The 20,795-nt window shown below is 62.2% G+C and carries 15 protein-coding genes and 1 pseudogene; 15 read left to right on the plus strand and 1 reads right to left on the minus strand.

From position 1 onward, the window contains the following. The first annotated feature begins 292 nt into the window (after positions 1 to 292). The 6 genes from IEX64_RS21370 to IEX64_RS24810 all read left to right on the plus strand — a co-directional run bounded on the left by IEX64_RS21370 (position 293) and on the right by IEX64_RS24810 (position 9,457). Positions 293 to 871, plus strand: coding sequence for an RNA polymerase sigma factor (locus IEX64_RS21370; RefSeq protein ID WP_188823100.1), 579 nt, complete (start codon positions 293 to 295; stop codon positions 869 to 871). Between the two features lie 5 nt (positions 872 to 876). Further along, positions 877 to 1,839 (plus strand): FecR family protein, encoded by a 963-nt coding sequence (locus IEX64_RS21375; protein ID WP_188823102.1) that lies wholly within the window; start codon positions 877 to 879, stop codon positions 1,837 to 1,839. A 229-nt stretch (positions 1,840 to 2,068) separates the two neighbouring features. Next, the gene (locus tag IEX64_RS21380) at positions 2,069 to 4,570 is read left to right on the plus strand and encodes a TonB-dependent receptor (RefSeq protein ID WP_188823104.1); all 2,502 of its coding nucleotides are present in this window, start codon (positions 2,069 to 2,071) and stop codon (positions 4,568 to 4,570) included. 47 nt (positions 4,571 to 4,617) lie between these two features. After that, positions 4,618 to 6,123, plus strand: a complete 1,506-nt coding sequence (locus tag IEX64_RS21385) for a CehA/McbA family metallohydrolase (RefSeq protein ID WP_188823106.1) — start codon at positions 4,618 to 4,620, stop codon at positions 6,121 to 6,123. 117 nt (positions 6,124 to 6,240) lie between these two features. Further along, on the plus strand, positions 6,241 to 9,024 hold the full coding sequence (locus tag IEX64_RS21390) for a TonB-dependent receptor (protein WP_188823108.1): 2,784 nt from the start codon (positions 6,241 to 6,243) through the stop codon (positions 9,022 to 9,024). A gap of 208 nt (positions 9,025 to 9,232) precedes the next feature. Next, positions 9,233 to 9,457 (plus strand): helix-turn-helix domain-containing protein, encoded by a 225-nt coding sequence (locus IEX64_RS24810; protein WP_188823110.1) that lies wholly within the window; start codon positions 9,233 to 9,235, stop codon positions 9,455 to 9,457. 838 nt (positions 9,458 to 10,295) lie between these two features. Here IEX64_RS24810 and IEX64_RS24520 read toward each other — a convergent pair. Further along, positions 10,296 to 10,604, minus strand: coding sequence for a catalase family protein (locus IEX64_RS24520; protein WP_229710631.1), 309 nt, complete (start codon positions 10,602 to 10,604; stop codon positions 10,296 to 10,298). 507 nt (positions 10,605 to 11,111) lie between these two features. Between IEX64_RS24520 and IEX64_RS21405 the strand changes: the two genes are divergently transcribed. From IEX64_RS21405 to IEX64_RS21445, 9 genes and pseudogenes are all read left to right on the plus strand, one after another. After that, positions 11,112 to 11,783 carry a PepSY-associated TM helix domain-containing protein gene (locus IEX64_RS21405; RefSeq protein ID WP_188823112.1) on the plus strand — a complete coding sequence of 224 codons (672 nt, stop codon included), beginning with the start codon at positions 11,112 to 11,114 and terminating at the stop codon, positions 11,781 to 11,783. 12 nt (positions 11,784 to 11,795) lie between these two features. Beyond that, positions 11,796 to 12,290, plus strand: coding sequence for a DUF2271 domain-containing protein (locus IEX64_RS21410; RefSeq protein WP_188823114.1), 495 nt, complete (start codon positions 11,796 to 11,798; stop codon positions 12,288 to 12,290). 5 nt (positions 12,291 to 12,295) lie between these two features. Next, a complete protein-coding gene (locus tag IEX64_RS21415) occupies positions 12,296 to 13,351 on the plus strand; it encodes an FAD:protein FMN transferase (RefSeq protein ID WP_188823116.1) in 1,056 nt (351 codons plus the stop codon). Then, positions 13,344 to 14,684 carry an NADPH cytochrome P450 oxidoreductase family protein gene (locus IEX64_RS21420; protein ID WP_188823118.1) on the plus strand — a complete coding sequence of 447 codons (1,341 nt, stop codon included), beginning with the start codon at positions 13,344 to 13,346 and terminating at the stop codon, positions 14,682 to 14,684. Before IEX64_RS21415 ends, IEX64_RS21420 begins: the two co-directional genes overlap by 8 nt. A gap of 118 nt (positions 14,685 to 14,802) precedes the next feature. Further along, positions 14,803 to 16,842, plus strand: a complete 2,040-nt coding sequence (locus IEX64_RS21425) for a TonB-dependent receptor plug domain-containing protein (protein WP_229710632.1) — start codon at positions 14,803 to 14,805, stop codon at positions 16,840 to 16,842. Between the two features lie 62 nt (positions 16,843 to 16,904). Further along, on the plus strand, positions 16,905 to 17,660 hold the full coding sequence (locus IEX64_RS21430; protein WP_188823120.1) for an energy transducer TonB family protein: 756 nt from the start codon (positions 16,905 to 16,907) through the stop codon (positions 17,658 to 17,660). 93 nt (positions 17,661 to 17,753) lie between these two features. Beyond that, on the plus strand, positions 17,754 to 18,560 hold the full coding sequence (locus IEX64_RS21435) for a DUF4198 domain-containing protein (protein ID WP_188823122.1): 807 nt from the start codon (positions 17,754 to 17,756) through the stop codon (positions 18,558 to 18,560). A 28-nt stretch (positions 18,561 to 18,588) separates the two neighbouring features. After that, positions 18,589 to 19,056 carry an EF-hand domain-containing protein gene (locus IEX64_RS21440; protein WP_188823124.1) on the plus strand — a complete coding sequence of 156 codons (468 nt, stop codon included), beginning with the start codon at positions 18,589 to 18,591 and terminating at the stop codon, positions 19,054 to 19,056. 486 nt (positions 19,057 to 19,542) lie between these two features. Then, a pseudogene (locus IEX64_RS21445) lies at positions 19,543 to 20,703 on the plus strand (IS3 family transposase). Positions 20,704 to 20,795: the final 92 nt, after the last annotated feature.

Genomic DNA, 20,795 nt, shown 5'->3' on the forward strand with positions numbered 1-20,795 from the left:
CAGAAGAATGCCAGAACTACTTCAGAAAAGCAGGCTATGCGTCAGATTAAACGTGCGTTGCTCTAAACGGGTATTTCAACCCATCGTGTGACGCCGACAAAGCAGCCGTTTGCCTGCTTGAACCCATGCTCCGAAACGTCCCTCACATTTACGTTTCCTTACCTGGAGCGAAGGTCGGTCGCGTCCAAACAGGCGCATCTTCGTATCGGGCCTCGAAGGTATGAAGCACCTGTAAGCAACGCGTCATCAAGACTGCCTAGACGCCCTTTCGCCGTTGGCGGAGGCGTAAGGAATGGGTTGGCTTCGGGAAATAGACATCTGGTTCGGTGAGAGGGTGTTCATCCACAATGCCCGCCACCGCGCCTATGCCTTGCGGCTTGTTCGAGAGCCGGGAGAAGCCGAAGATCTGGTGCAGGAAGCCTATACGCGCCTTTTTGCGCTGAAGGATTGGAAGGCGATCGGCGATCCGCAGGCCTTCACCATGCGGATCATTCACAACCTTGCCGCTGAACGCTTCCGCAGGTCCGATGTCGTGCGGCTGGATCAGAGCGCTCTTATCCAGGCCCTCGATCCGGCTGACGAACAGCCCGCCCCTGACGAGATTGTGGCCCATCGTGCCGAACTGCGGCGCGTTGCCGGAACGATCGAAACCCTCCCGGACCGCATGCGCGAAGCCCTCGTGCTGCGCAGAATTGAGGGATTGCCGCCCCGGCAGGTGGCGGAAAAAATGGGAATCTCCGTCTCTACTGTCGAGAAACATCTGGTCAAAGGCTTCCGCTTGCTGTTGGAAAGGCTTTCCGAACCGGGCACTTTGGAAAAGGCGGAGCAGTCTCCTTCATGGGAGAAACGGCAAAAGACAGAGCAAATCTGACGGACGTGGCAGCCGAATGGCTTGTCACGATCGATGCCGGTTCTGTTGATGAAGAGAAGTTCGAAGCTTGGCGGAACGCCGATCCGCGCCATGCATCCGCCTTCGCGCAAGTCGCCGCAACCTGGGCTTACACGGCTGACCAGCGTACCGCCGCGTTCTATGACGACGGCGGTGCCGGGACGGCGGAGCAGGCGGAGACGAACATACCGCTGGCGGTTGATGCAGGCCGAGGGCACGGCTCGACGCGCCGCCAGATGTTGGGCGGCATTGCAGCCGGCATTGTTGCCATGGCGGGCGCGGGTGCCTTTTTGGCCTGGCCGAAGCGGGCGGTGGCCAGTACCGGCGTAGGCGAACGGCGTGATCTGGTCCTGCCTGACGGCAGCCGGGCCATGCTAAACACGGATAGCCAGATCGCCTGGCGTTTTCACGGAACGCGTGAGATCTGGCTGGAGCGCGGCGAGGTCTCGTTGTCCTTGCGCGGCGAAGCGGAGGACGGCGTCCGGCTGTACAGCAAGTCCTTCAACGCCCGGCTGCAGCCCGGAAAATACGATGCCCGGCTGGCCGGTGACAGCGCGTCATTCCTGACGGTCAAAGGTGCAGCGCAGGTGGACGCGGGCGGTGCCACGCCGCAATCGGTTCTGTCCGGCCAGCGGCTTACCGTCGATGCCGCAAGCGTTCAGGTCAGCGATGCCGGGGCCGCGGACATGGCCGATGCCCTTGCCTGGCAGCGCGGAGAGATCGTCTTCAACGGCATGGCGCTGGGACAGGCCGTCGATGAATTCAACCGCTATCTCGGCACTAAGCTGGTTCTGACCGACCCGGTCCTGCAGCAGACTCGTCTGGGCGGCCGGTTCGAGCTGGATGATCCGCAGCGCTTCCTGGCAGCTCTCGACCAGGGCTTCGGCATTGCACACAGGCGCACGGACGAGGGTATCGAGTTATACCGGGCGGGCGCCGGAGCCCGTTGACCGTCGCCGTCCTGTGCGGTCTTAAAAAGATTCTCAAAAAAATTGCGCAGCCCGATAGCGGGATTTTGTTCGTCTGCCGTCTTGGGCGTGAAGTCTGACATGGCGTAGCCGCAACCTGCGGCGGGCATACGGGAAGTCGCGAAAACAGAGCTTTTCGCGGGTGGTTTCGTGCGTCCCGCCCAAGGGTGAAGCGCTCTGGCAGGCGGACAACGCTCCTAGGGGGACATTCATGCACAAACGTATTCTGACCTGCTCGATCCTTGCCCTTGCAACCTGTCTTTCCGCGCCAGCCGTGATGGCGCAGGACGGCGAGGCAAGTGCAGAAAAACCTTCCGATGCCGTGCGCGGCGGAGACTTCGACGAGATCGTCGTAACCGGCCGCGCGGGCGGCGCCGAACTGCGCAAGGCGGAGGCAAGCTTTGCCGTTTCCACACTGAACGACGAGCAACTCCGCCTGACCAATCCGGTTTCCGCTGCCGATACGTTCAAGCAGGTGCCGGGTTTCTGGGTCGAAAGCTCGGGCGGTGAAGGGTCCAACAACGTGCGTTCGCGCGGCATTCCGACCGATGGCTATTCATCGGTCGCGCTGCAGGAGAACAGCCTCTCGGTTCAGTACGACGGCGGCCTCGGCTATCTCAACGCCGACCAGTCGTTCCGTTTCGACGAGACGATCGCCCGCGTGGAAGCCGTGCGCGGCGGCCCGGCTTCGATCTTCGCTCCGAACGCACCCGGCGGCGTCGTCAACTTCATTACCCGCAAGGGCACTGACGAGCCGGGCGGCCTGATCAAGTATACTTGGGGCGACTATGGCGAGAACCGCGTTGACGCCTATTATGGCCAGCGCATCGGCAACAATTGGGGCGTGTTCGTGGGCGGGTTCTATCGCGCTAGCGACGGTATGCGCGACATGGGCTTCAAGGCTTCCAAGGGCGGCCAGATCCGCGGCACGATCAACTACGACGACGGCCGCAATTCGTTTATGGTCGACGTCAAGCGCATCGACGACAAGGTGCCGTTCTACCTGCCGGTTCCGCTGACCTATGACGCCAACGGCAAGATCGCCGATGTGCCCGGCTTCGATTCGCGCAACGACACGCTGGCTGGTCCCGGCACCAGCAACGTTGCGATCCTGCGCGAAGGTGCCCCTTACATCTTTGATCTCACCGAGGGCTCTCACACCAAGCTGACGCAAGTGTCGATCGAAGGCACCTTCCAGATTGACGATACCTTCGCGATCCAGACCCGCAGCCGCTACAAGGATGCCGACATCCTTCGCAACGCGATGTTCCCGACCGGCAACGTTCAGGAGCTTTCGGCCTATCTCGCGGGTGTGTCGCCGACTGTTCTGGCGGCCTTCCCCGGTGCCGTCGGTGTCCGCGCCCAGTATGCCGACGGCAGCGGCGTGCTTGATGCCGACACCAATGGTAATGGCCTTGTCGTCGGCGGCAATCTGCTCTCGGTCAGCGTTCCGATCGAAGAGGCTATGACCGACAACCGCCTGACCGCGGAGTTCGACGCGGGCGGCCATCACAATGCCGCGATCGGCATGACCTATGATGCCACCAGCTATCGTTTCGATCGCTACATGGGCACGACGCTGATCGACGTGAAAGGGAACGCCAACCGGGTCGATGTCGTGGGCGTCGATGCCGCCGGCAATGTCGTGGGCTCGCTTACGGACAACGGCTTCCAGCGCTACGGTTCGATCTACGATCGGGTCGGCATGAACGTGCACAACCTCGCCCTGTACGCCGGCGACGAATGGCAGGTCACCCCGGCACTGCGGCTCGATTTTGCCGCGCGCTGGGAACGCACCCGGATCAACGGGCAGGTGGAACAGAAAACCACCGTCGATCTTGGCAATCCCGCGACGCTGGCGGACAACAACGTGCTCGCCGGCACCGGCAATTACACCAAAGTCGATCAGAGCTTCGACGACTGGGGCTGGACCCTAGGTGCCAACTACCAGTTTGCGCCGCAGTTCGGGGTTTTCGCGCGCTACACCGACACGTTCCGCTTGCCGAGCGCGGGCGAGTACAACGGCAGCCCCACGCGTACCGACCAGTCCTCCGTTCCCATCAAGATGGCCGAATTCGGCGTGAAGTACGGCAGTGGCATCTTCAACCTCTTCGCCACGGCATTCTGGACGAAGTTCGAAGGCGTGCGCTTTACCAACTACCGCTTCAACGAAGTCACCAACCAGTATGACGATCCAGAAGTGGTGGTGGCGGACACGCAGACCTGGGGCGTCGAACTGGAGGCGCTGGTCCGTCCGGCCGAATTCTTCGACTTCGCGCTTCAGGCCACCTGGCAGGACCCGCAGTACAAGGGCTTCACCTACACCGATTCCAGCGGTACCATTCAGGACTACGACGGAAACCAGCTTATCCGCGTGCCCAAGCTAATGATCCGCGCGGTCCCGGGCGTGAATCTGTTCAATGGCCGCGTTCGTGCCGAGGCGGAAATCGAGCACTACACCAAGCGGTATCCGGACATTGCCAACTCGCAGGTTCTGCCCGCTTATACGCTGGTGAACCTCAATGCCCGCGCGCAGGTGACGGACAACATTGCCATCGGCCTCAACGTGCAGAACCTTTTCAACGAACTGGGGCTAACCGAAGGCAATCCGCGCGCCGGGTCCTTCAACGTCGGGGATTCCAACTCACAGTACTTCCTGGCCCGCCCGGTCTTTGGCCGGACGGTCCGCCTCAACGCCAGCCTCTCGTTCTGATGCAGGAAAGCCTTGTAAAGCGGACGTCCACATTCGTGTGGGCGTCCGTGCTTTCATTCTTCCTCCCGGTGGCAGCCGCGAAGGCGGATATCCCCGCACCGGTGCCCAGGCGGGCGCCCGATTCAGTCCTGGCCGGGACCATTTCGGGCGAGGACAACCAGACCTACCTGCGCGAACCGTTCCGCCTTCCCGTCGGAACCGACCGCCTCGTGGTCGCCTTCGACTACGATCACCGCGAGGACAAGACAGTCATCGATCTCGGCATCGAGGACCCCCACGGTTTTCGCGGCGCCAGCGGCGGCAACAAGCCCAGTTTCACGATTGCCCAAAGCGATGCGACACCTTCATATTTGCCCGGCCGGCTGGATCCGGGCGAGTGGGCGCTCAGTCTGGCGGTGCCAAACATCCGCGAGGGTGTCACAGCGCGCTGGACGGCGAAACTCTGGTTCCTGAAGGGAGCCGAGGCCCAGTGGCTCCCCGCTCCCACACGCGGCCGGGGCAAAGGGTGGTACCGCGGCGATCTCCACATGCATACGGCGCACAGCGACGGTTCCTGCCAGAGCCTTGGCGGCAACCGTGTGCCCTGTCCGCTGTTCCGGACGCTGGAAGCCGCCCAGGCGCGCGGGCTCGATTTCTTGGCGGTGAGCGACCACAGCACCTCCAGTCAGGCGCAGATGCTGCGCGAGGCGCAGGGCTATTTCGATACCATGCTGTTGATCCCGGCCCGCGAGATCACGACGTTCTTCGGTCACTTTAATGTTTTCGGTATCACTTCCACGCTCGATTTCCGTGTGACCCGCAACCGACCCGATGCTTTCCGGGACATTGCCCGGCGCGTGCATGATCTGGGCGGGCTCGTGTCGATCAACCATCCGGCCCTGCCTTCGGGAGAGGCCTGCATGGGGTGCGGCTGGACGATGGCGGACACCGATTATGCCCAGGTCGATGCCGTAGAGATCGTGAATGGCGGCGCTATCGCGGGCTCGGACGGCAATCCGGAAGGCGTCAGCGATGGTGAGCAGTTCTGGCTCGGGCACACCGGCTATGGGCATCCCATCGCGGTATTGGGCGGCAGCGATAATCATGATCCGAACAAGCCGCCCGCCGTTGACGGGAAGCCCGGTTTTGGCGCGCTTGCGGTACCTGCCACGGTTGTGGAAGCGGACGACCTTTCGATGCCGGCAATCCTTGATGGTATCCGTAAGGGGCGCAGCTTCATCCAGATCGGTGGTCCTGCCAGCCTTCGGCTGGACTTCCAGCTTGCGGCAAGCCAGGGCGTCGCAGGGATGGGAGGGCGCTTGCAGGCACAGGGCGCCGTCGCCCTTGATGGTGAGGTGGTGGCACCGGATGGCACGCGCGTGGAAATCCTTGATGGCAACCACCTGCTTGCGCGGCAGGTGATCATGAAGTCCACCGCACAGCACTGGAAATTGCCAGATCTCGGCAAGGGGGAGCATGTCATTCGCCTCAAGCTGCGCAGCGAAAGCAGCGATCTTCTGGCGGTGAGCAATGCGATCGTTCTGGACTGCACGGCCCTTTGCGGCGCGCAATGATGGCAGCGTGCGGGTGACATGACAGTGTCGTGAAACCACGGCATTGGGCATGCGTGATCTGGTTTCGGCGCCCGGAAAACCGTCTGCTGCCCGAAATGGGCGGAGGGACCTGATGTGATGGCCCGTCCGTGGTCAGGCCGTCCTGCACTGATGATTCCGGCAGCTTTTCTGGGTGGCTCTGCAGCCGTTGTAGCTGCGCCTCAGCCTGCGGTTGCCGAAGAGGCCGATGTCCGCTTCGATATTCCTGCCGGAGATCTTGCCGCCGCGCTGGAGGCCTATGGACGGCAGGCTGGCAGACAGATTCTCTTTCCCTACGATGCAGCGGCAGGACGGCAGAGTACCCGGGTCCACGGCGCAATGCTGCGACGTCTGGCGCTCGAACGCCTGCTGCGTGGCAGTGGCCTCGAGATTGTCCGCTTCGATGCCCGCTTGATAACCTTGCGTCGCAGTCCTGCGAAGTCGGCGAGACGACGGCCCGCAAGGCGGGAACAGCAACTACCTGCACCTTTGCCGCCGGCTCCGCCGCCGCAGGACATCATCGTGACCGGGCGGCTCGGCCCCGCCTTGCTCACCGGCACCGAGGCCAGCTATGCTGTCTCGGAAATCGGCCAGACGGCACTGATCGGCCGCGCTGCGCTGTCGACGGCCGACGTGTTCAAGGAGGTTCCTGGCTTCTGGGTGGAAGCCACCGGAGGCGAAGCCAGCAATAACGTGCGCGTGCGCGGCATACCCACAGACGGCTATTCTTCGGTTGCCCTGCTGGAGGATGGGCTTCCGGTACAATACGACGGCGGCCTGGCCTATCTCAATACCGACCAATCTTACCGCGTAGATGCCTCTGTCATGCGTGCCGAAGCCATTCGTGGCGGTCCATCTGCCGTTTTCCTCGCCAATGCGCCTGGCGGAGGACTCAACTTCATCACCCGCGATCCCGTCGCCGACCCGGGTCACGAACTGCGCGTCACGGCAAGCGACCGGGGATTGCTCCGAGTCGATGGCTTGCTCGCACAATCGCTCAATCCCGATCTCGGGGTGTTGCTGGCGGGCTTCTGGCGGCGCGATCCGGGCCTGCGCGATCCCGGATTTACCGCTGACGAAGGAGGACAGTTCAGAGCGCGTGCTGTCTACGACGATGGTGGCACGCGGCTGTCGCTCGACCTGCGCCATCTGGACGACAGTGTGATTCTCTACCTGCCGGTGCCCCTTGCATTGCGCGCCGATGGCTCGATTGCGGCCATTCCCGGCTTCGATCCGCTTTACGACACGCTGGCGGGGCCAGATACGCGTGAGCTGGTCCTGCAAACCGCACGCGGGCCTTACGCGGTTGACCTGTCCGAAGGCACGCACAGCCGTGTAACCAGCCTGACGTTCCTGGGACGCCACAAGCTGGGCGAGGACGCCGCGGTGGAACTGCAGGCGCGCTGGCACAAGGATCATACCTTGCGCAACGCGCTGTTTCCCGTCGGCAGCCCGATGACTGCGGAGGAATTCGTCGCGCGCAACCGCGCCTCGCTGCTGGCTGCGTTTCCCGGGAGCAGTTCCGTCGCCTTTCGCTATGCCGCCGACGGTTCGCCCTTCGGCGGCGGGGCTGCAGGCAACGGGCTTGTGATGTCCGCCAATCTGCTCAGCGTCGATCTGCCGCTGGAAGAGGCGATCGTCGATGCGCGCATGACGGCTCCGTTCGCACTCGGCGGGCAGCATGGTCTTGCATTGGGCGGCACCTGGGCAAGGACCAGCTTCGGATTCGACCGCGAGATGGGCACCCTCCTGCTGGACGTCCGGGGGCAGGCGAGGCGCCTGGATCTGGCGGCGATGGATGACCGCGGCGCAGTAACCGGCAGTCTCACTAATCGGGGCTTTTTGCGATATGGATCGCTGTTCGACTCCGCGAGGATAACGGCAGGCAATCTTGCTCTCTACGCTGCGGATGAATGGCGGTTCGCGCCGCGCTGGCGCATGGACATCGGTGCCCGGCTCGAACAGACCTCAATCCGGGGGCACGCGGCCGGAAAGACACTGTATGATCTGGGAGATCCCTATACGCTGGCGGATGACGCGGTCTCCGGCAGCGATGGATCACGGCTTCCCATCCGGCACCGCTATTCCGGCTTCAACTGGTCCGTCGGCCTCAATTTCGAGGCGGCAGACAACACCGGCCTGTTCGTGCGCTACAGCTGCAGCAGGCGGCTTCCCAGCGCCAGCGCCTTCAACGATCCCGCCCGCACCGATCACGGCGTAGTGCCGATTACGCTGCTTGACGCCGGCCTCACCATGAGACGGCGACACTGGCGCATTTCCGCCGTCGCATTCTACACCCATTTCGATCACCTGCCGTTTACCGACTATCGGTTCGACACCGCATCGAATGCTTATGTCGAGCGGACTTCGATTGCGGACACATCGACGGCGGGCATAGAGTTCTCAGGCTCCTGGCGTCCCTCCGGCCCATTCTCGATCGAAGCCACGGCGACCTTGCAGGATCCCCGTTACCGCAATTTCAGCTTCACCGAACTCGTCGGCGAAAAACCAGTCACGCACGATGCGAGCGGCAACCAGCTCGTGCGGGTTCCCCGAGCTGCCTTGAGGCTGCGGCCGGAACTCGATCTGTTCAACGGCACCTTGCAACTGGGCGTGGAGTTCGTTCGCTATTCGCAGCGCTTTGCAGACATCGCCAATTCGCAGCGATTGCCCGCCTATTCGTTGGTCAATGCCTCCGTGGCGTGGAAGCCCAACGCGTCCTTCAGTCTCACGGTGGACGCGGCCAATCTGGCAAATTCTCTGGGCGTGACCGAAGGCAACCCCCGCGCTGGTTCGTTCCACAATTCGATCGGACAAGGCGAATATTTCTTCGCCCGGCCGGAGTTTGGCAGAACGGTCCGGGTGACAATGACAGTCCGCTAGCGCCCGCAAAGCTGATCTGGAGGAGGCATCGCTGACAGTATCGATGTGCCAGGTTGACGGACTAGAAGAAGGGTTCAGCGCGAGCCCATGAAAACCGCGTGGATATCGCCATAAGACCACTTCAAGCGCATGTTGCCGATGATCAAGAGAGACGCATGAAGCGCCGCCGCGGGCTTGGAGGCTAACGGATCTGACGTAAGCGCCGGGCATGTCTTGCACCGTCTTCGCAGTTCACTTCAAGGCGAGGGCAGGCATGCCGCCACTGACATATCTGTCCCGCTGGCGTGTCCAGCTTGCCATCAGGGATTCGCGAGACGGTCAGGAGGCGCCGGCCGTGCTTGCACGCAAGCTCTGCTTTTCCTCCGAAAGCACATTCAGCAATGCCTTTAAACGCGAAACGGGGATCGCGCCTACCCATACCGGCGGCAGGTAGTATCCGCCCATTGACGCGTTAAGCCGTCCCAAAGAGCTGACACATAGCTGGACTTTCAGTTTCTGTCCCCCGTCATTGAAGCATCCGCTGGCATTTGCCCTTCCTGCCGAATGGCTGTCAATCAGCCGAGCCAGCCGATGCGCGCGCGAAGTGTCCGCGCGCGCGCTTGCTAAAGGCTGTGCTGAAGGCGCTGACGAACTCATAGCCGTTCTGCTCGGCGATGCGGGCCAGTGAATTGGCGCCCCTTGCCAAGGCGTCATTGCAAGGGTCATTCGCCAGCACGCGAGCTATTCGATCGGGGCGCAACCCTGAGTTTCAGCGAAGCGCACCGCAAAGGCAGATCGCGACATGCCGGCGATCCCTGCAAGACCGGCCACCTTCCAGCCTTGCCGGACATCTGCATAGATCGCGCGCAGGAGACGAGCCGGCAATGGATCGCGCAAATCCTTGAGCAGGCCTGCCTGTACTGCATCGTTTGCAATGCCTTGACCAGCAGTGCCTCCAGCATGCTCTGGATGATGACCCCCCTTCCGGGATAGTCGGACATGCATTCTTCGGACAGCAGCTGAATGAATCGCCCGAACCGGGTACCCCGACCCTGCGCAGCCGGGACCTAAATGAGGCCGGGCAGCAAACCGAACAGAAGCGGCGCGTTGACCCGTTCGAAGGCGAAACTGCCACCAAACGAGACGAAATCCGGTTTACCCTCCTGCTGTCCATGTCGAACGGCCTCGTCGCGCGGTTCGAAGAGACCGCATTCGACCTCCGGATCGCTATACAACGCAAATGCCGGCGTTAGAAAGTCGCCTTCCTGCAGCCTTAACGTACGCGCCCCGGGTCACTTTTCAGTGGCAATCAACATCGAACGCACACCTTCGCTGGCGCGGCGAGTGAGCGAACTGGAATAGGCAGCCGAAGGCGCCATGCCGGTGGGAAGAATCGTCGGATCGAAAACCTCGTCGCGGCAATTGCCGGACGCTTCGGGCACGGTCTTGTCGATGACGAGCGTGCCGACGTCGACGGTACGGCGGCCTTCCGGCCAAGCTTCTGTCGCCTTGTCGGTAACGTCACCAGTTTCGGCTATGCTCACGATCAGATGCCAGCGGGCGGGCCTGTCGGCGAGGCGCTTCAAGGTGCGCTCGAACACGGCATTTCGAGGCAGTTCACCAAGGTACGCTTGTCGAGCGCGACCAGCGGATCTTCGGGAAGCATCGCCTAGCGCACGAAGCGCGTCACACCCCGGGCATTGGTGAAGCGCAACGCGTTCTTCGTTCCTTTCGTGAACTCGCTCCAACGAACCTGACGATCTAAAGCGGCAGGTTCATGTCATGGCAAACCACGGCGGTCATTGATTCAAAACAGAATCACTATCCGCACTTCCTACCTTGCCGCCGCACATGCGCCAACCGGCGCCCAAAGTGCTCATAGCTGGCCGCAGCGGCATACTCATTGCGATGAAGTCGCAAATCGGGACCTGGCTCACTTTCACCTCCGCGCTTTATCGAACGCAGCCGCGCAAAGGCCAGCGTTGACAGGCCATAGCGAAACACCTAGCTGTTACTGCAAATGATTCGCATTAGAATAATATCTGATGACAAGCAGTTCAGCTCCCATGTTGTTTTCGAGCGGAATGCCTGAAGGGGAACGGAAGACCATGCAATCACCGTCCTCTTCGCTTGCAGCCGTCCACCGTTCGGCTTCGGGCGAGCCCGCTGCCGCACAGCCCCGCACCGGCTTCTGGAAGCGGCAGTTGCGACAATGGCACTGGATCAGTTCCGCCTTGTGCCTAGCTTTCGTCACGCTCTTTGCGATCACGGGAATCACCCTCAACCATGCAGGCACTTTCGAAGCGGAGGGTGCAAGCGCCGTCGCCGAATACGACCTTCCACAAGACCTGACCGACAGGCTTGCGCGGCTTGAAGGCGAGGTCATGATCCCCGGCGGTCTGGCCTCCCGTATCCATGCACAGACCGGCGTCGATGTCTCCGGCGTTCCGGGCCGTGCGGAGTACGGGGAAATCGCGTTCGATCTGGCGCGGCCGGGGCGCGATGCTAATCTCGTCATCGCGCTCGGCGAAAGGCGAGCCTACCACGAAGAGATCGACCGGGGCGCGATCGCCATGCTCAACGATCTGCACAAGGGCCGCAATGCCGGCCCGGCATGGTCCCTCCTGATCGATCTGGCCGCGGCCTGCTTCATCGTTTTCGGGCTTACCGGGTTCGGGCTGTTGTGGCTTCAGGCCCGATCGCGCCCGTCGACCTGGCCGCTGACGAGCTTCGGGCTCGTGCTGCCGCTGATCGCCTACATCCTTTTCGTCCACATCTAGGAGCATGTTCCAATGCGCCCGTCGCCCTACTTCGCCCTCGCCGCCATTGCTCTGCCGACGCCCGCGCTGGCTCAGACCGGCACGGTAACGCTGGAGATCCCCAAGCTTTCGGACAGCCCCTATCGCAAGCCTTATGTCGCGGTCTGGCTCGAGAACGCGTCCGGCAAGCAGGTTGGTGTAGCCGGCGTCCTCTATGATCAGGCCAAGATCGGCCTGCGCTGGCTGCCCGAACTGCGCACGTGGTGGCGCAAGGCCGGCCGGGCAATGGATATGCCCGCCGACGGGATTTCGATGCCCACGCGCGGGCCCGGGCGCAACACGATCGTTCTGGACGATCTGAAATCGCTTCCGAACGGCCGTTACAGTGTGGTCGTCGAAGCAGCGCGAGAAAAAGGCGGGCGCGAACTGGTGAAAGTGCCTTTCACGTTGCAGTCAGGCAAGGCGGTGCAGGCATCGGCGCGCGGTTCGCGCGAGCTAGGCGAGGTCAGCGTCGCCATCGAGCGCTGAGCGCCATGCACAACACCGCTTCCGCCGCTGCCACCCACGTCGCGAACGACATGCTGTTGTTCCTGCAGCCGGACATCGCGCCGATCGACAACCTGCCCGCAGGCAGGGAGCTCAGCTTCGGAGGACCGGCATTCGGCACCACATGGTCGGTACGTCTGGTGATGAAGGGACAGACGGGCCCGGCGCGGCTGCTGCAACGCCGCGAAGCGTTGCAACGGCAGTGCGAATCCGTGCTCGCGCTGATCGATCAGCAGATGAGCTTGTGGATTCCGGAGTCGCACATCAGCCGCTACAACGGTCTGGCCGACGGGCAATCCATGCCTTTGCCCGAGCCGATGCGGGGCCTCGTGATTGAAGCGATGGCCTTGCACCGCGAAACGCACGGCGCCTTCGATCCCTTCATAGGCGAAGCAACCGACCTGTGGGGTTTCGGCCCTGTCGCCGTACCGGAAGGATTGCCTGCGGGCAAAACCCTGCACGCATTACGCGCGCGGCGCGCCAACACGCGACCGGACTTCACCGGCGGCCATCTCGTGCGCAAAGCAGGCCATGCGCTCGACTTGTGCGGGATTGCCAAAGGCTATGCCGTCGATCTGATTGCGGAGCGCATGCTGGGCGAGCACGATGTCGCCTCCGTCCTCGTCGAAGTCGGTGGCGAAATAAAAGGCCACGGTGTCAAGAACAACGGCATGCCTTGGTGGGTGGACCTGCAATGGCCCGACATTGGCAGCGACATCCGGCTGCGCGTGGCGCTGCACGGCTGGGCCTGCGCCTCTTCCGGCACCGGCGAGCGCTATTTCGAGTTAGGGCACAGGCGCTACTCGCACGCCATCGATCCGGTCAGCGCGGAGCCCGTGCATCGCGACCTTGGCGGCGTGGCCGTTCTCGATCCTCTGTGCTGGCGCGCCGATGCGCTTGCCACGGCGCTGCTGGTTGCAGGCCGCGAGCGGGCGATCGCACTGGCGGAGCGGCTGTCGCTTCCCTGCGTTCTGCACTCCGCACCGGAAAGCCAACCACCCTATTACAGCTCCGCCCTGCAACGCTGGCTGAGCGATGACTGAGGCCCCGCTGCGCATGAGCGACGATCCGGCCCATTGGGCCATTGCGGCCGGCCTGGTGGCCCTGTGGCTGCTGCTAAGCTGGCGGTGGCTGCGCAATCCTGCCACCGGACCGGTCGCAGCAGGGCAGTGCCTCGTCGTCTATGCTTCGCAGACGGGGCATGCCGAGGACCTTGCCCGCGAAACGCATCACCGTCTCCGCGCCGCGCTTGAAGACGTACACCTGTTCACAGCAGACCGGGTCACGGCACCGATCCTGGCGGCGGCGGAACGGATCTACTTCATCGTTTCGACGACCGGCGAAGGCGACGCGCCGGACAACGCGCGCCACCTGGACGCCATGATAACGCGGGACAGTGTGGATCTGTCGGATACGCAGGTCAGCGTGCTGGCGCTGGGCGACCGGCGCTACACACAGTTTTGCGCCTTCGGAAACCGCGTCCGGGCGTGGGCGGAACGCATGGGCGCGCGCATTTCCGGGTTCGTGACCGTCGACGATCTGGCGCCTGCCGATCTGGCCGAATGGAACCGGATTCTCTCGCGTGAGGGCTTCGCGGCTCATGCCGAAACGCCGGTCGCTTCTGCCTCGTCCTGGCATGTCGCATCCTGCAAGCAGGTTGCCCCGGCCGCCTTCGATGCAAGCAGCATGCAGACCAGCGATGGCCTTTATCGCCTATCCCTCGTCCCCGAAGGCGGCGCCCCGCCGGACTGGGAAATCGGCGACCTGTTCGAACTGCGCACGCCCGACGGGCACATCCGCGACTATTCGATCGCAAACCGTCCGGGCGCCGGCGAGGTGCAACTCTTCGTCCGCCGCGTGATGGACAACGGCATTCCCGGCCGGGGCTCTGGCCTGCTTACCGAGGCCGAGCCCGGCCGTACGCATGTGACAGGTCGTATCCGCGAACACCGGCTGTTTCGCCCCGCGACCGGCCATGGTCCGATCCTTGCCATCGGCGCCGGATCGGGCTGGGCCGGCCTGCGCCCGCACCTTGCCCATGCCATGGCGGAGAGCCGGCCTTGCTGGCTTGTCTTTGGAGAGCGCACACCAGCTGGCACCGACGCCCTGCTGGCCGAAATGCAGGAATGGCACCAGGATGGCGGCCTGCAGCGGCTGGAGTTAGCGTTCTCGCGTCAGGACGGTCGACGCGTGCAGGATATCATCGCTGACAAGGCGAAGGACATCGCTGCATTCCTGGGCAACGAAGGTTGCATCGTCCTGTGCGGCCGGCTGGCCATGGGCGAAGCCTGCCTGGCTGCCCTGCGCGACGTGCTGGGCGCGGAGTGGATGGATCAGGCGAAAGCAACCGGCCGCCTGCGCTGCGACTTCTACTAAACATCCTATTCTCCATTTTCATATTGCGACTCATTAGCGTTATGTTAGTTGCAATAATATAATGCGAATCATTAGCGTTGATTCGTCTGGTCAATCGGGCAACCCAAGGGGGAATTCAGTGACTTTCAAATCCAGTTTCATGGCGGCCATGCGCGTATCGGTCGCGGCATGTGCGTTGCTCTCGGTTCAGGGCGTAGCCATGGCACAGGACGCCGAGCCATCGGCAGAGGAACGGGACGAGGTTGAAGCCGCGGACGGGGAGTTCCTGGGCACTATCGACATCGGCGAAAGCACCCGCGCGATCCGCACCGACACAGCAACTGCCATCACCGTCATAGACCGCTCCGAAATCGAGGATCGTCAGGCCAATACCATTGCCGAGCTTCTGGATTCGGTGCCCGGCGTCACGCTGATCAACGGCTCAACGCCGATCGGGTCAGGCATCAACATTCGCGGTTTCGGCGCAAACGGCACGTACGGCACCGACCAGAAAGTCCTGATCCTGATCGATGGGGCGACCAGCGGTTCGGAAGAACTCTACCGCATCGGCACCCAGTTGTTCACCGATCCCCTGCTCTACAAGCGGGCCGAAGTGATCCGCGGCACTGTGGGCAGCTTCGAATATGGTTCCGGCGTCGTCGGCGGCGTGGTTCGACTGGAATCCAGCGATGCCTACGATTATCTCGGCGGCCAGACCGGGATCACGCTCAACCAGAACCTGTCAGGTTACTCCAACAGGAACGGCTTCTCCACGTCCACCACGATCGCGGCGATGCCGAGCGAGCACTTCGAGTTCCTTGCCAACTACAGCTACCGCGAAGGCGGGACGCAGAAGGATGGACACGGCGACCGGATCGAGAACAGCGAGTTCTCGCTGCCGAGCTACCTTGTGAAAGGCGCGATCCACTTTGGCGCAGACAACGCCCACACCATCGAGGCCAGCTATAGCCAGACCGAAACAACCGAGCGCGACAAGCCCTATGACAGCTTCGGAACGAGCGGCGGCGCTTTCGGCAATGTCGATCGCGACACCACTTCGAAGACACTGATCCTGGGCTACTTCTACAACCCGATCGGGAACGATGCGATCGACCTGAGCCTCGTCTACACCTTCGCGGATCAGGACATCGATCAGGAATATATCGAAGGCAGTTCCCCGTTCGCGCCGCCAGGTGGTTTCCCGGTAGTCAGCGCAGACCAGAGCTACGAAACGTCCAAGATCACGCTCAAGAACGCAGCGCGCTTCCAGACCGGATCGATCCGGCATCATCTGCGCGCAGGCCTGGAATACATCAACAAGGACCGCCTCGACGCTGAATCCGCACCGGGCGGCAATGACAAGCGCATGGCCGCTTTTGCCGTCGATGAAATTTCCCTCTTCCGCGGATTCACGATCACGCCGGCAGCACGCTGGGAGACTTCGACCGTCAAGGGCACACTCGATGACGGGACCCGCGTGAGCTACACCAACGAAGCGCTGATGGGCGGCATTTCGGCCCGTTACGAGCTGCCCTTCGGTCTCGCGGCCTTCGGTAGCTGGGCCCGCACCAAGAGCCTGCCGATCCTCGACGATCTCGAAAACGAAATCTACATGATGCAACCCGAAAAGGGCGAAACCTGGGAGGCCGGCGCTTCCTTCGGCCGGATCGGCATCTTCACGCCCGACGACCAGTTCGCGATCAAGGTCAATTACTACGACACCGACCTGACGGACAACACGTCCTACTCCGGCGTGCTCGAGATATACCTCCAAGGCGTCGAAATCGAAGCCTCCTACGCGACGGCGAGCGGCTTCTATGCGGACTTCAACGGCAACATCGTCGATGGCAAACGCCTGCTCACCGATGGCGTCATCAACGACTGGACCAACCTTCCCGCCAACACTTACCAGCTGGCGATCGGCAAGCGGTTCGGAAAACTGGTCGATGTGCGCTGGGAAGGCGTGCTGGCCGAAGACCTGAACACCAATGGCGAGATTGCCGAAGGGTACGACGTGCACAATCTGCGCGCTTCGTTCTCCCCCAACGTCGGCCTGTTCAAGAACTTCACCCTTCGCCTGAGCGTCGAGAACATCTTCGACAGCTACTACACCCCCGCGCTCGCCACGCGGCCGGCGCCGGGGCGCAATTTCAAGGGAGCCATATCGCTGCAATTCTGACGCGGCGCCGCTCAAGCGGAGCTGCTGGACAGGCTCGCGCCGAAACTTGGGAAGTCTAGCCGATGTATCGATCGTTCAGCACGACATGGACAAAGGAGCGGTTCGTTTCGACGGCTGCCTCCGTGCTCATCAATCTCGGCATCGCCGCGACATTCGTCGGACTGACCAGCGGCGGCGCGAAGAAGCTGGATCCCCGCCCCGCACTGACCGTGATCGCGCTGGGGACCGGCCATTCCGACAACGACAGCGATGCCGAAGCCAAAACTGCCGCTGCGGCATCGCCGCCCTCCCCCTCCGCCGAGCAGCAAGAAAGCAAACAGCACAAGATGGAGGCTTCCCGGATCGTTCTGCACCATCAAGCGGAGCAAAGCGCCGACACGGACGAAGATGCGTCGGAACAGGTACAGGAAATCGACCTGGCCCTGACCAGTGCCATGCCGCCAGCTACGCAGGTATTCGCCCCTGCCCCGCCGCATAGGACCGAAACGGCAACCGCCCAAGGCGCAGCGGAAGCCGGGGAAGACGAAAACGCGGCCAGGAGCAGTGCAGCCGGCAACGGGGTAGCGGCAAAATACGCTGCGGCCGTGCGGCGCCATCTCATGCGACATCGACGGCACAACACGGTCGGGGCCGGCTCGGCCTATGTCCATTTTACCGTTCAGGCGAACGGGCACTGCCGCAACGTGGAAATCGCCCGATCATCGGGCTCCTCGCAGTTCGACCGCGCAGCGATTCAGATGGTCCGCCGCGCGGTGCCGTTTCCCCGGCCCCCGGAAGGTCTGAGCCGCAGCTTCAACTTCGAAATCACGGGCACCTGATGATGCCCACCAGAGCGGGCACAGGCGTCTTCCCACACCGAAACCGGACATCGATCCGACAACCAATCCCCATTTCCTGAGGAGGGCAGAGACATGAGAGTGAACCACTGGAAGCAGGCCATAGCCGGCAGCGGAGTGGCTATAGCATTGGCGCTTTCCTTCGCCTCGCCTGCTATCGCCCATACCGCCTACATGCTGCCCAACGTCTTCGCCGCGAACCTGGAAAAGCAGGTCACGGTGCAAAGTTCGTTCACCGAAGACTTCTTCCAGCCTGAAATCGCGGTCAACGCCGACGACTTCCACGTCATCCTGCCCGACGGTTCGCGTGGCGAGTTTGCCACGATCGCGAAGCACAAGCAGGTCGTCGTGATGGAAAGCCCGATGGAGGTCGAAGGCACCTATCGCTTCACCACCGGCGTGCGGCACGGCCGCACAGGCAAGATGGCAATGGTGGACGGTAAATGGCAGCCCGTTCACGGCGAGGTCCCGGCCAAGGCGACGATGGTCAAAACCAGCCAGACCGAAACCGTCTCCGACGTCTACGTCAGCAAGAAAGCGCCGACGCGTGCGCCGGTCGATGTGCAGATCGGCCGCCTGGTGATCCAGCCGGTCACGCATCCCAGCGACGTCTATCTGGACGGCCCTTTCGAATTCACCGTGCTGTTCGACGGCAAGCCGTTGTCCGGACAGACCGTGTCGATCGACCGCGGCGGTAGCCGCTACGAGACGGTCAAATACCACAAGGAGATCAGCACAGGCGAGCAAGGCGGCGCGACGCTCAGCTTCGACAAGCCCGGCGTCTACATCCTCATGACCCGCCACCGCGCCGATGCGCCCGCGGGCGCCGAAGCCGATATCCGCAGTTACACGACCACGCTTACCTTTGAAGTTCAGCCTTGAAATCAATGAAATACAGGAGGAACACCCGATGAAACAGACTCTACTCCACTGCAGTCTCGCAGCCCTTGCCGCACTCGGATTTGCCGGCACCGCCCAAGCCCAGGACGCCGACGGCGGCGGACGTTCGACGGCCGGCGGCCACAGCAAGACCGCCTTCATGGAAGCCTACGACGCGAATGGCGACGGCAAGGTTTCGAACGAGGAGTTCACCGCCAAGCGCGCGGACAAGTACAAGACCTTCGATCTCGACGGCGACGGCAATGTCGAGGAAGCCGAATATGTCGGCGAATATCAGGGGCGCCTCGACGTCGACCTCGCCAGACGCCGCGCCATGCAGATCAAGCAGGCCCATGTCCGCTACGGCGTGCTCGATACCGACGAAGACAAGAACATGACGATCGGCGAATTCAACGAGTCCGGTGACCGCATGTTCAAGCGGCTCGATACAAACGGCGATGGCGTAATCGATGAGATGGACTCGGCAGACTATTACTGAGCAACTCGGCCGGTTCGCCGGCGAAAAAACGCCAATGAACCGGCTTTGATCGCATTCGCAGCGAAGGAAATGGCTACTTCGGCACGATCCTTTGCTGCGAATGGAACAGCGGCGCCACCGCCTGCCAGGTCAGTCCGTCTCCTTGTCAGAGCTGGACCCTACTCATCGCTGGAGGAAATCTAAGGGCTCAGACCATTGGGACTGCGACAGAAATGTCGCCTGCTCTACCTATTCCCGCTACTCAGGAGCATTGAGATCCTGCGCGTTGTTTTTATGGTCTCTTACATACTGAAGGAGAGCCGTAACTTAACAACACCTAGATAACGTCGAGTATGCGATTAGCGACAGACGAACAGCGGAATCTGAGAGAGAGAGAGAGAGAGAGAGAGAGAGAGAGAGAGAGAGGTGGCCTGGGAAATTTGGACAGCGGGATAATTGGATTTTCTGCCTTGCGGCGGCCATGAAGGCGACCTGACAGGAGTAGAGATGAGCAGACGACCCCGCCGGAATCACAGCACAGCATTCAAGGCGAAGGTGGCGCTGGCCGCCGTGAAGGGAGAGAAGACGCTGGCCGAACTGGCGCAGCAGTTCGACGCGCATCCCAATCAGATTACGACCTGGCGCACCCAGTTGCTGGAAGGCGCAGCAGGAGTATTCGGCTCAGGCAGCAGGAGTATTCGGCTCAGAGAGCGCTTCAGAATCGGTCGAGCCAGCGGTCGATGTGAAGACGCTGCATGCCAAGATCGGTGAATTGACGCTGGCGAATGATTTTTTAGCCGGCGCGCTCGGGAAGGCCGGTCTGTTGCCGAGCGCAAAGCGATGATCGATCGTTCGCATAACCTGCCCGTAGTGCGACAGGCGCGGGAATTGGGGATCAGCCGGGGCAGCGTCTATTACCTGCCCAAGCCGGTTTGCGCGGCCGATCTGGCCATCATGCGGCGCATGGACGAATTGCACCTGGAGTTTCCGTTCGCGGGCAGCCGGATGCTGCGCGATCTGCTCCGGCAGGAAGGCATCGAGATCGGCCGCCAACATGTTGCCACCTTGATGAAGAAGATGGCGATCGAGGCGATCTATCGCCGCCCGAACACCTCGAAGCCGGCGCCGGGGCACAAGATCTACCCGTATTTGCTGCGCAAGCTGCCGGTTGTCCGGCCCAACCAGGTCTGAGCCACCGACATCAGTTATGTGCCAATGGCCAAGGGGTTCGTCTATCTCGTGGCCATCGTTGATTGGTTCAGCCGCAAGGTCCTGGCCTGGCGGGTGTCGATCACTATGGAGGCGGGTTTCTGCGTCGAGGCGCTGGAGGAAGCGCTGGCCCGCTACGGCAAGCCGGAGATTTTCAATACGGACCAGGGTAGCCAATTCACCAGCCAGGCCTTCACCAGCGTGCTGTTGCGTGAAGAAATCGCCATTAGCATGGATGGCCGGGGCGCATGGTGGGACAACGTCGTCGTCGAGCCGCTTTGGCGCTCGGTGAAGTACGAGGAGGTTTACCTCCATGCCTATGCCGCGGTCAGCGAGGCCCCGGCATCGATCGGTCGCTATTTGAACTTTTACAACGCCAGGAGGCCGCATTCGAGCCTTGGCGCCCGAACCCCGGACCAGACATATTTTTACAACCTGCCCATGGCGATGGCAGCATGAACTTGGCCGCCGATATGGGGTGTCACTCCGGTCGGGCTACGCCCTCCCTGCATGACGCCCCATATCGACAATTCCACGAAACCACCGGCAGA

Source organism: Novosphingobium indicum (assembly GCF_014645195.1).
Lineage (GTDB): Bacteria > Pseudomonadota > Alphaproteobacteria > Sphingomonadales > Sphingomonadaceae > Novosphingobium > Novosphingobium indicum.